Genomic DNA, 11900 nt, shown 5'->3' with positions numbered 1-11900 from the left:
GATTTCGGCCCGTCACCACAACAGTCTGAACAGGTACAAACGGGCAGGAGCAGACATACATCGCGACTGCTGCAAGTGCAGTTGCGCTTGCTATTCAAAAGACGCCAATGTCAAAAGATCCACGGGGGCACAGCGTATTCGAGTACATTAAAACGCACTGCAAAGTGCAGTACATTTGATCGAAACACAACCGGGGTCAACGCCCACTCAGATGGCTAGTCAACGTCCCAAAGTGAAAACCGCCACGATGACGCTCAGGCTTGATCCTCGGATCAAGGCTGCAGCCGAGGCGGCTGCTGTCCAGGAGCACCGTAGCATGACCAGTCTGATTGAGGTACTGATCCTCAATCACTGTGAGGCGGTCGGGCTGCCCCCCGTACGAAACGTCAAGGAAAAACATTGACCAAGAAGCCAATCCTGGCTGCCAAGAAGGCAGCGGTCAGCAAAGCACGTACCGTTTCACGGTCTACGGCATCAGAATTCCAAACGACCACTGCTAGCGCGGCGCAAGGCGACGAGATCCGCTTTTATCGAGCCAACGAAAAGCCCTACGGAGTATTTAGCAATCTCTTTCAGCGACCGGTTGAGTTCGAAGGGCATACTTACGCGACCTCCGAGCATGCATACCAGGCGGGCAAGGCGGCAAAACCTGCAGTACGTGATTGGATCCTCAGTGCGCCCACTCCGTCGTTAGCTGCCATGGCCGCGCATGGCCTCTATGTCTGGGACGTCGTGCCGAACTGGGCGGACATCAAGTTTGATCGAATGCGTGCCGTGCTTCGTGCTAAGTTCGAGCAGCATCCCGATTTGAAGGCCTTGTTAATCTCTACTGGTGAGGCACGACTGGTTGAGGCCGGTACGGTCAACAACGCCGTAAACCGGTTGTGGGGAGAGGTTGATGGGAAGGGGCAGAACATGCTCGGTGTCATGCTGATGGAATTGCGCTCGGAGTATGCCAAGCCTGCGAAAAATGGAAAACGCGCTGCTCCCAAAGCATCGAGCGCGAGCGGCGATAAGGCGGCGAATCGTTTGCGGCGTAAAGTCGTCGTGATGTAAGCGAGCGGATCCCTATGTCCGGTAACTACTACGACGGTGAGCTGGCAGAGTTGGAAAATACCTTCTTTGCTGCGATGTCGGCGAATATCGAACCGTTGAAGCTTGCGATTGCCAGCGCAGCAGAGTCAAGCATCATAGGCGTTGGCTCCGGGGGCTCTTTCACCGTAGCTTCTCTGCTGTGCAATTTACACGAACTTTATACGGGTCGTGTGTCGCGACCATCAACGCCGCTGGAGATCATTTGCAATCCCACGCTGGCCGCCTCAAGTCCGGTCTTCATGATCTCTGCGGAAGGAAAGAACCCGGACATCATCGAAGTGCTAGAGCGCGCACGACGACACAGTTCTCGCACGGTCCACGTTGTGACGAACCGGGGATCTAGCCCACTGATGGATCATGTCAGAGAGCTTCCCGAGGTTACCCCTCATGTATTCGAGCTCGCCAAGAAGGACGGCTACCTTGCGACCAACAGCCTCCTCCTCGACGCCGTCCTGATAGCTCGGGCATATGGCGCACTGCATTCTGAGGCAGTTCATTTTCCTGAGTCGCTCGATGGATTGCGCATCGGTGGCCATTTGGTTCAAGAATGGCTGGCAGGCGCGCGGGAGTTTGTACGCAAAGCCGTTCCTCGCAAGGGCCTCATCATCGTCTTCTCGCCGCTTCTTCGGCCGATTGCCGCAGACCTGGAGTCGAAGCTTTCAGAGTCGGCACTTCTGTACACCCAGCTGGCGGATATTCGCTCGTTCGCACATGGTCGACATCTCTGGTTAGCCGAGCGCCCCGAGGACTGCGCCATTCTTGCGCTTGTCGAACCGGGTGTGGAGCGGCTTTGGGCTCGGATGCAGGAGCTACTGCCGTCAGATGTGCCGGTTTGCACCATGTCGCTAGGAGGCGGGCGCCCACAAGATTTGCTGGCAGGGCTTTTGGCTCAGATGCGGCTTGTGTCGCTTATTGCCACGGAGATGGGAAAAGACCCGGCGAAGCCGAACGTGTCTTCATTTGGCCGAGAGCTGTACTACATTGACCTGCCGTCGTTCATTCCCGCCCCGGAGGACACGGGGCGGCGTGGTGAGCAATCGAAGTTCGAAGTGCTGGGTGCTCGCTGGCCATCAATTGGGTCGAACGGCGCGATGAGTCGCGCGCTCGCAAGCTTCGAGTCTGCACTTGCGCTGCAGCGGTTCCGTGCGATCGTCTTCGACTATGACGGTACCCTCTGTAGCTCCCAGCGCAAGGACTCGCCGCCCTCGGAGCCGATCGTCAATCGTGTTATGCGTTTGCTCGACGCAGGCATCGTTGTCGGAGTCGCGTCGGGTCGAGGAGACTCGATTCAAGAACATTTGCGGGATGTACTTCCAAGCGAAGCATGGTCGAAGGTGCACCTGGGCCTCTACAACGGTGGCTGGATCGGCCTGCTTGACGAAGAGATCGACAAAGGGGTTGTTACTAACGAGTTTCTGAGCCATGTGCGGCGCATTCTGGGGCGTCTCGAAAGCCTGGGGGTGCCGATCGAACGCATTCGCGAGACTTACCCACACCAGATCAGCGTCCGGTTCAAGGAGGGAGCCAACGCGGAGAACATGTGGTTTGTTATTGCCGATTCTCTTCGGCAGGCTGGACTTGACCCATCTACTGTCGTGCGAAGCAAGCATTCCGTCGACGTGTTGGACGCGAATGTAAATAAGTCGCATCTGGTCGCCAACATGATCCAAACCTGTGGCATCGACCCCTACGAGATCGTGACGATGGGTGACCAAGGTGCCTGGCCTGGCAACGACGCCTCATTGCTTGAGCACCGCTTTTCGCTGAGCGTTGATCAGCCTTCCCGACGACTCGATCGAGGATGGAAGCTAGCACCACACCACAAGCGAGACGTGGACGCAACCATCTGGTATCTCGATCATGCTGAGATCGACCCGCTTGCTGGTTCATTTCGCTTCAAGCTAGACACCTGATAGGGAAACGGAGGCGCAATGAAGGACGAAAACGCACAGTATTTGCTAGCCAAGGTTATGGGGTGGCAGGACCAGGACGTCGTACTAGACAATGTTCCGGTCCTTCGTTTGCTCGCCGACTACAAATACGATGGCTACCAGAGGTTCGGACCTGGGAGGCGCTTCGTCGAGAGCCTGGCTCTATGGCTCAATCAGTTCGACATGCCCGATCGTGCTGCTGCGCTCAGCTTCGTGCTTGAGCGGCTAGTCTACGTTTCGGATCACGAGCTCTCACACTTGGTGCAGCATGCATATCCGGACGTCATCGTCCAGGAACGAATTCGCCTTGTGGCCGAAGAGAAAGGCATCCCCACCTACCGGGTGGGAGAGATCTGTCGGGATGACCGGTTCAAAGAATTGAAGCTGAAGTCTTTATACCTAGGTCTCAGTGATGGCGCCCGCACAAACGAGCTCCGACGCGCCAGCAATGGAGAAATCAGCAACGAGCAGATTTGGCAGGCGTACGAACTGGGCGACGCAAAGGCAAAGGATATGCTGCAGGCGCTGGCGAAGGTTATGAAAAAAACACCGCCGACGCCTGTTCCTAACAATGAGCAGATTTGGCAAGCGTATGAGTCGGGCGACAAGGCCCAGGCAAATGTTTTGATCAATTCTCTCCGAGCTAAGCCTGCTTCTGGTGACGCAACGACACCAGCGAAGTTCACGCTGGTGTGGTTGATGGACGATTTCTCCGGAAGTGGCAACACCTATATTCGCTTCGATAGTGCCAGCAACAAATTCAAAGGAAAGATCAAGAAGATTTATGAGCGCCTTCACCAAGGCGATCTCATCGATACATCGCACTACGAAGTCTTCCTTCTGTTGTACGTCGCAACGCGCCAAGCGATCGACCATATTGAGTACTGGTCTGAGCGCTTTACGTCGGAGAACAACTACAAGCCGCTCCAAGTGCGAGTGCTTTGGGTCATTGAGCCGGGCGTCGGCCTTACGAACAATGTTTCGGCTGAACTGCATTCCATTTTGACCAATCCAAAGTACTACGACTCGGATGCGTTCGACGAACACATCGAGATAGGCGGTACCAGCACGGCACAAATGGGGTTTGCCGGGTGTGCGTTGCCGGTCGTTTTATCGCACAACACGCCCAACAATTCGGTGTATATGCTATGGGGTTCTGAAGCGCACGCCTTTCATGGACTTTTTCCTCGCGTGAGTCGACACAAGGAGTTTTGAGTGGCCTATCGCGCGAATCCTTTCTTGGAGCGAATGTCGGAGCGCACCTCCGACCAAGAGTTTGTTCGTCTATTTTCCCCGAAGATCTTCGAAAGACTTCACGAGGACGCCTTCAACGGTGCGGTGCATCTGTTCACGAGCCCACCGGGAGGAGGCAAGACCACTTTGCTGCGTGCTTTCACGCCGGCGGCACTACGAGCATTCTGGAATGCTCGAGCCGGTCAAGATGAGTCGTACCAACGCCTACTTGGGCGCCAGGTTATGCATGAAACTGACGGGCCTCAGTTACTTGGCGTTTTGCTGTCTTGTGCTTCGGGGTATGCTGACCTTCCACCAGGCGCGTCCATGGCACAAGCCGGATTATTCCGGGCGCTTTTTGACTGTCGTGTGGTTCTTCGAACTCTGCGAAGTCTTGCTTCGCTAGTTGCTTACGCGTCAACCGACCAACTCATCGACGTGCGTCTAGAGTATGACGACTTGGCTAGTGATCTTAAAGCGATACCGACTGCAGATTCGGCCGTTGAGTTGGTTCGATGGGCGGAAGAGCGGGAGCGAGCCGTGTATGCCAAGCTTGATTCACTCGCAGGCGACGCCTCTGCCGATCTCCCGCTGCATGTTCGGTTTGAAAGCGTCCTGTGGCTGCAGTCGGTCAGGTTCTCGCGCGGGGGAAAGCAAATAGCGCCGCGTCGATTGCTGATGATTGATGACCTCCAGAAACTTCGAAAGAAGCAGCGCGAGCTGATGTTGGAAGAGCTTGTCGAGCTTAGGCCGGCGATCCCAGTGTGGCTGGCCGAGCGTAGCATTGCCCTAGGAGATGCATTGCTGTCTCAAGGTGCCCGCGAGGGCCGAGACCTTCGCCATTACCCCATTGAGGAAATGTGGTCGGGCAAAAGTCAACAGCAGTTCGCGACCTTCGCTCAAAGCATTTTGGATCGCCGGTTGGACGTCCAACGCGAGATCCCTGCAGGCGCATTCTCTCAATACCTTGAGGATCAGCTCACCTCAGAGGACCTCATGGACCTTTTCGGGAAGGCGGTCGAGAATTTCGATAAAGAGATGGAGCGCCATCGGGGGAACATTCGTTATGCAGAGTGGTTGGCACACGCTGACGAAGCGCAGAAGACGATGGGGTTTGATAGCCTGATGCAACTGTATTTAACCCGCATACTGGTTGCCCGGTCTGAAGGCAGGCGACAACTCACTCTCGAACTTGCACCACTTCCAGCGGAAGAGCTTGATGAACGAGACAGCAAGGTGCTCGGTGCGGCGGAAATTTTCTGCCACGACGACCTGAAGCTGCCCTACTACTATGGCGTTGATCGGCTCTGTGCGTTGGCAACGACGAACGTCGAAGAGCTACTGGCTATCGCAGCAAGCTTGTATGAAGGCATGCTTGCCAAACAAGTGCTTCGAAAGCAGCCTGACCTCCGTCTGTCCCCAGCAGAACAGGAGCGTCGCATCAAAGAGACTGCCAAGCGGAAACGTGATTTCATACCAAAGAGTCACACGGAGGGGACCAGGGCCCAGAGGCTGCTGGATGCCATCGCTCAGTATTGCAGGGACAAGACGTTTCAGATGTCGGCTTCCTACGCGCCGGGTGTTACTGGCATCCGTCTTAGCCGCTACGAACTCAGCAGGTTGCGCCCGGAGCAGACGAAGAACTCGGAGCTTCATGCGCTACTTGCCCGGGTGCTTTGGGAGTGCGTTGCGGAGAACTTGTTGACAACGCGCCCTAGCGCGGCCAGCACGTCCAGGGATGAGGGTACGGTGTTCTACCTAAACAGGTCGTTCTGTGCACACCACGACCTTCCACTTCAGTACGGGGGGTGGCAGGATGTGTCTGCCGAGACCTTGATCAATTGGATGGACGGCCCTTCTGCGCAGACTAAACGCCGATCAGCGGAGGTGCCGCGATGACGCTGTGGAATCGCTATGTTTTTCGGCGTGGTGCCGAAGTGCAGGATATGTGGGATCAGATGTTCCAACAGCGTCAGCGTGCTAACAGCGGCGTTCGATTGCTTTACGTGGGAGGGCGTGGATTTGACCTGCGGGCGCAGTCAGTTATGGACCGGTTCATCAGCAGCGTTACCTCGTCAGGTTGCTCCGTTGAACAGGCGGAGTTGCTGCTAGTGGGATTTCGCGGCTACCAGTTGAGTGATGAGCTCGTCGAAGTAACCGCAGAAAACGCACTGGCTCTGGAGCAACGTTTCGCCGTGATCGGGACAACGCGGACGGTCATGATTGACTCAACTGCCGAGGGAGAAGATGACCTGAGCGCGAGTAATGCGCTCAGGCTCGGAACCGAAGAAGTGCTCCGTGCCGTCTCCGACCAGACAGACATTGTTCTCGACGTAAGTTCACTTCCACGAATAGCGTACTTGTCGCTCATGCTCGCATTATTGGATCGGCTTGTACCCAACCGCAATGAGGCAGTGCCCTTGGCCGCTTCTAAGATTAATCTGCAGATCCTTGTTGGCGAAGATGCTGGCCTCGACAGCATGATTCAGTCCGAAGATCCCAGCAACGAGCTGGTCTTGATTCCTGGATTTGCAAGCGCTTTGCAAACTGAAAGCACTCGCGACTGGCCGCTTGTATGGTTTCCGGTACTCGGCGAGAACAGAGTTTCGCAGCTCCAGAAGGTGATGTACGACCAGATCCCAGACTCTGCAGAGATTTGCCCAGTGCTTCCGCATCCGTCGCGTGATCCACGTCGAGGTGATCGGCTGCTAGTCGAATATAAGGTGCCATTGTTTGACGTTAGCAAGACACCCCTAACCAATGTCCTATATGCCCACGAGACCAATCCCTTTGAGGCATATCGGCAACTATTGGGCGCCATGAAGCGGTATCAGAAAAGCTTGAGCGTTATCGGCGGATGCCGATTGGTTGTCACACCTCTGGCGAGCAAGCTGATCACCTTAGGCGCAGCCTTAGCATGCTACGAAATGAAGCTTGACATCGTAGATGGCAACTATGGGGTTGCGATTCCGTATGCAGAACCAAAGCGATATAGCGTTTCGACTGCCGCTTTACGCGCTTCCGCTCCGGAAGTGTCGGCAATGGTCCTCACTGGTGAGGCCTATGCCTGACGCAGATTCCTAGTCGAATCTATCGCGCCGATGCTGGTCAAGACGTTTGGGGGCTATGTCCTTCTCAGTCAAGCGACATGTTTGTGTGGCACAGCAGTCATTTGCATAAGCTCAATGGATGTCTCCAAACAGCCTACAGCAGACATCTACGCAGGTACGATACGCAGCCAAGCTTCGACGAGAAGGAACTTTAGGACTTCGACTTAGACGGCGCAATGCGGATCAGAATGACTTATTCAGTCAACCAAGCCACCCATCGCTCACATCAAACCATCGAGCTAAAACCCGCATGAATACTAGGTTCTTCTTGAGGACGCATCCTCAAGAAAACAGAGAAAACGTAGAGAAATCCGAGATTTCAGAGGCTAAAAATAAACCTTTTGGCGAGAAATTGGCACTCGGCATCCTCAGGACATTTGCGAGGAATGACGCCATTACTGGGCTGCAGCGCGATAAAAAAAGGGGACAGAGAAAATCCGCCCCCTTGGTGAATGGTGGCAGAGTTAATCATGAACGAATTCCAGCAACCACTAACAGCCCCAAACTTTCTGTTACCGCTCAATCATGCGTGGTAGCAAGTGAGCGGAGGAATGAATGCACGTGTGAATGCATGCAGTTAGACACCGAGGCCATGGCAACCGTCTCCAATTGAGCTCGCCACTATTCCCAGTTAAGCAAAAAAAGATTTTGCTGATGACCGAACCACACGCGCTTTGGTCGGCGGCGATAGAAGAGATAGTAGCTATAAGTCGAACTTGCTTCGTTGTCGCCGCCCCATACCCAAGCAGGGGTGCCGTCTGTCAACGTCTGAGCACTATCGATCCAATTGAACGCAGCATGACCATCAGGTACCCGGTTCGCTGGCCCGGGACTGCATCGAAGCACGTTCCCTTGCGCTTTTTCATCAAGATCCACGGCCATCGCAAAAGGCGCAATCCGGTCGAACCTTGGTCGAACTTCGAGCGCAATGCCATCTTGCACCTGATGCTCCTTAATCAACCACTGATCAAGTCCATTAATCACAAGTCCTGGTGAACGGTTTTCCACGGCCGCTACCACTTGTTTTGACCAGTCAGCGCCTTCAAGGGGTATGCAAAGGCGCACGCGAAGAGCCGGGGGCAAATCTTTTGCAACCACTCTGTGCAAAAGCGCGAATACAGGAAATGAACTCCCGTTGGAGCTCAGCGCCCGGTCCAGAGCGTAACAAAGCTCCTCCATGCAGGGCTGACTCGCCAGACTGTTCGCCGTCAGAACGATGCCCCATGCGTCGCACTCAGCAGGATCCGTTATTGCCCCGCCAATCTGCGTCCATAGCCGCTGCCCTGGCACCAGGCTGCGCCGGTCAAACCTCACATCTAAAGGCAGTCCGTCGAGAACCTGAACAATAAAGTCAATGTCCCGGTCCTCGTTGTCCTTCCACGCATAGGTCAACCACAGCTTTTTATTCGTCAAGATACCCCCTGCTACTGCTCAATTACATAGGTCAGCCACACGTTGCGTAGCCCGTCGTCTGTGTAGTGGTACATCTCACTCCTTCTTGACGTCTGTCACGGTCACTGCGACCAAATCGGTTGCGGGGCATTCCACGGCGACAACAACCGCTATGGGCGTCTTATCTCAATGAGTGTTTGTTGTCCAGTTGATACCCCCGGCGGCGGTCGAACTCCTGATATTCCTTTGTGATCGCAGGATCGGAATAACCGGCTGAGACATCTGATTGAGCGTCGATGCCGTCCAGGCCGGGCAGGTCTGAGACAGATTGCAACCAGTTCTCGCGCGGAATTTGGAGTTCGATAAACGGCTTCAGATATGCATCCAGATGGCCATCGTTGGGAGCCTGAATTTCTTGGGTGAGTGCATCCAGATAGGGTTGCTTGCTGGTGCGCATCCAGTTCATAGACATGTTGGCGCGAAAGCAAAGCTCGGCATGAACGAGCAACATCGTACGCCCATTGCCATCAAGAAATGGATGGCCGTATGCAAACATGCCCATGATGAAGCCGGGGCGTTTGTCCATCTGCTTTTTATCTTGGGCGACTGACAAACCCTCTGAGACCGCCAACCGGCAGTCGCGTGGATGGCAGAAATAAAGCGCTCCCTTTTTGACCGCGCTGTCAGGCAAAACTTCTGCCCGGTCTTTTCCAGCCCAAGGGTAAAGACCTTCGAACAAGATGCGATGCACCTCTAAGAAATCGGCGTACTCAATCCGCTTTCTCTTGGCCAGAAAATCCAGCGCGGCTGGAAGCTGTGCACGAAACAGTTCATGCTCAGCGATCTTGACGATCTCCAGATCTTTTTCTTTGTCGAAGTTGCGCAGGTACCCTTCGGTCGCAAAGTCACCAAACGGGTCAAACACGGGCCAGATTCCGATGATGCGCGATGACCAACCGGGTCATGTCGCGCGGTGAGAGTTTGCCTGCACGTGTCAGTGCAACCAGGAGGTCATCTGTTTTGTCGCTTTTGACCTCATCGCCAGCCAGTTTCGTCACGGCTTTGGCCCAAAGGTCCGCAAAAGTTGGGGCAAACACAATGCCCTCGCGCTTGGCCAGTTGACGCACATAAATGGCAGTGGGGTCGCTGCGACGTCGCCGGGCTCGCTTGAGGTCTTGAGTTCGCTGCTGTTCCATTTTGGCCATGGCCTGTTCAAGCAACGCCTTTCGGCCCATCTGCTCGACCTTGTCAGGTTTGGCATAGACGCCGCGATCAAGTCGGGTGATCAGACCCTTTTCGACCAAAGCTTTGAGCGCGGCAGAAACCTGGGTAGGGCTCCCGAAGTCATTGACGTCTGAACGCAGCAGAACGCCATCCCGCCGAGGGCGGAGTGATTGCAAGATGCGTCCCTCGATGTCCATGTGGTTCATTGTACAGATCAATAAAAGTCCATGCAAATCAATTATTTACGCCAGTATGAGTGCCGGCTTCCTCAACCCTTTTGGACGGTTCATCTCCATTAACAGAGATTGGTGAAATTGCTAAAACGTGGAATCTGAGATGATGCGGCTTCATGAGCCATGACACCGGCATCCGCACGCCTGGGCAAGAGCCACCACAGCCGACAAGCTTTTCCACTCGGCGCTGTGCGATCTATGCGCGGGTCTCGGTGAGCAGCCCTGAGACTGGTTTGAATTCGCTGCAGGCGCAGGTCCAAGCCTGCGAAGCCTACATCCAATCCCAGCGTGACACTGGGTGGGAGTTGGTTGCGCCAGCCTACATCGACGACGGTTACTCCGGGGGCAATCTAGATCGCCCTGCCATGGGACAGCTCATCAAGGACCTGAAAACGGGTAAGTTTGATGCGGTCGTCGTTCAGCGTCTAGATCGTCTGAGCCGCAGTATCAAGGACATTTGCGATCTGCTGATTACGTTCAATAGCACCAATACCGCCGTGGTCAGCATCACCCAAACGCTGGCCACCGCGATTCCCACCGGCCGACTCACATTGCACTTGCTGACAACGTTTAGTCAATTTGAGCGTGAAATTGCTGGAGAAAGAACCCGGGACAAATTTGCGATCACACGCTCCAGTGGCAGGTGGCAGCGCAACGGCATCCCATTGGGCTACGTACTCAATGATCAGCAAGAGTTGCAGATCCACGCCAGCGAAGCGGCTATGGCGCGCGACATTTTTGAACGCTTCCTGAGCGCTGACTCCATGGCCGCCTTGATCGAGGATCTCAACGCATTAGGCTACCGAACCAAGCTGCACATCAGCCTCAATGGCAATCGGCATGGCGGCAAACCTTTCGATCGCAATACGCTCAATCAGCTGCTCAGAAACCGCGCATACATTGGTGAAGTCTTCTACGGCGACGAATGGCACCCCAGTCATCACGAGCCCATCATTGATCGCGCTCTTTGGAACCAAGTCCAAGCCATCAGAAGTGATCGTGCCAGGCGCACAGGGATCCCAAGCTCCAAAATCGACGAGAGAAATTTCCCGCTCGAGGGTCAGGTGTTTTGGCACGATGGCCGCGCATACACAACATTCGAATCAAGCCTCAGGGGCAATGGACGTCGCTACCGTTATTACAAGGCGCCCGCCCGTAGCAAAGAAGATGCTTCGTCCCCGGTGACATTATCAACAGCACAGCTGCACAGATTGGTCATCGACTATCTGATGGCTTGCTTTGAAGACCCTCAGCCTTGGCTGGAGAACTTCCCCGATGAATGGAAAAGCAGGCCCGAGTTCGACCCCACCCATGTCAAGAGATCTCTGCACATGATGCACACGGTGCGGCTGTATTACATGGCGCCTTTGATCGCGGAACTGTTCAAGCACTTGATTGATCGCGTGATCGTCTATCCCAGCCAGGTGCAAATCGTGCTCAATTTGCCGGGACTATCCGAACTTTTGCGGAGCTTCAAACCCATTGCCGCCAGCCTCTCCAAGCCCCAAAAACCAGTCAAAAAAGCTTGAGGACGTCTCAAAAAAAATTCGCGGATAGCTCAAAAGAGTTATAAAAATAATCGAAGTCAACCATGCTACCCATCAATCACATCAAACCATCGCGCTGGAACCCGCATGAATCCTAGGTTCTTCTTGAGGATTCGTCCTCAAGAAAACAGAGAA

General features: G+C 54.7%; 9 protein-coding genes. 6 read left to right on the top strand and 3 right to left on the bottom strand.

All coding sequences use genetic code 11. The features are described 5' to 3' along the window. Positions 1-399 precede the first annotated feature (399 nt). From SWE17_RS10350 to SWE17_RS10330, 5 genes are all read left to right on the top strand, one after another. On the top strand, positions 400-1056 hold the full coding sequence (locus SWE17_RS10350; protein ID WP_322993020.1) for an NADAR family protein: 657 nt from the start codon (positions 400-402) through the stop codon (positions 1054-1056). A 14-nt stretch (positions 1057-1070) separates the two neighbouring features. Next, complete coding sequence (locus SWE17_RS10345; protein WP_322993019.1) at positions 1071-3008, top strand: HAD-IIB family hydrolase; 1938 nt, start codon at positions 1071-1073, stop codon at positions 3006-3008. 18 nt (positions 3009-3026) lie between these two features. Further along, positions 3027-4241 carry a hypothetical protein gene (locus SWE17_RS10340; protein ID WP_322993018.1) on the top strand — a complete coding sequence of 405 codons (1215 nt, stop codon included), beginning with the start codon at positions 3027-3029 and terminating at the stop codon, positions 4239-4241. A gap of 345 nt (positions 4242-4586) precedes the next feature. Continuing rightward, the gene (locus SWE17_RS10335; RefSeq protein WP_322993017.1) at positions 4587-6158 is read left to right on the top strand and encodes a hypothetical protein; all 1572 of its coding nucleotides are present in this window, start codon (positions 4587-4589) and stop codon (positions 6156-6158) included. Continuing rightward, positions 6155-7330 carry a hypothetical protein gene (locus SWE17_RS10330; protein WP_322993016.1) on the top strand — a complete coding sequence of 392 codons (1176 nt, stop codon included), beginning with the start codon at positions 6155-6157 and terminating at the stop codon, positions 7328-7330. The genes SWE17_RS10335 and SWE17_RS10330 overlap by 4 nt, the downstream gene beginning before the upstream one ends. A gap of 660 nt (positions 7331-7990) precedes the next feature. On the opposite strand, the gene SWE17_RS10325 is transcribed toward SWE17_RS10330, so the two are convergent. The 3 genes from SWE17_RS10325 to SWE17_RS10315 form a co-directional block, all read right to left on the bottom strand. Beyond that, a complete protein-coding gene (locus tag SWE17_RS10325; protein WP_322993015.1) occupies positions 7991-8782 on the bottom strand; it encodes a toll/interleukin-1 receptor domain-containing protein in 792 nt (263 codons plus the stop codon). A 160-nt stretch (positions 8783-8942) separates the two neighbouring features. Continuing rightward, the gene (locus SWE17_RS10320) at positions 8943-9686 is read right to left on the bottom strand and encodes a Fic family protein (RefSeq protein WP_322993014.1); all 744 of its coding nucleotides are present in this window, start codon (positions 9684-9686) and stop codon (positions 8943-8945) included. After that, entirely contained in the window at positions 9679-10182 is a 504-nt protein-coding gene (locus tag SWE17_RS10315; RefSeq protein WP_322993013.1) for a type IV toxin-antitoxin system AbiEi family antitoxin domain-containing protein, read from the bottom strand. Before SWE17_RS10315 ends, SWE17_RS10320 begins: the two co-directional genes overlap by 8 nt. A gap of 152 nt (positions 10183-10334) precedes the next feature. On the opposite strand from SWE17_RS10315, the gene SWE17_RS10310 reads away from it, so the two are divergent. After that, positions 10335-11747 (top strand): recombinase family protein, encoded by a 1413-nt coding sequence (locus tag SWE17_RS10310; RefSeq protein ID WP_322993012.1) that lies wholly within the window; start codon positions 10335-10337, stop codon positions 11745-11747. Positions 11748-11900: the final 153 nt, after the last annotated feature.

This window comes from Limnohabitans sp., assembly GCF_034680285.1.
In the GTDB taxonomy this organism is placed as follows: Bacteria; Pseudomonadota; Gammaproteobacteria; order Burkholderiales; family Burkholderiaceae_C; genus Limnohabitans_A.
Note: the sequence above shows the minus strand (reverse complement) of the source record. Positions and strands in the feature narration are given on the sequence as shown.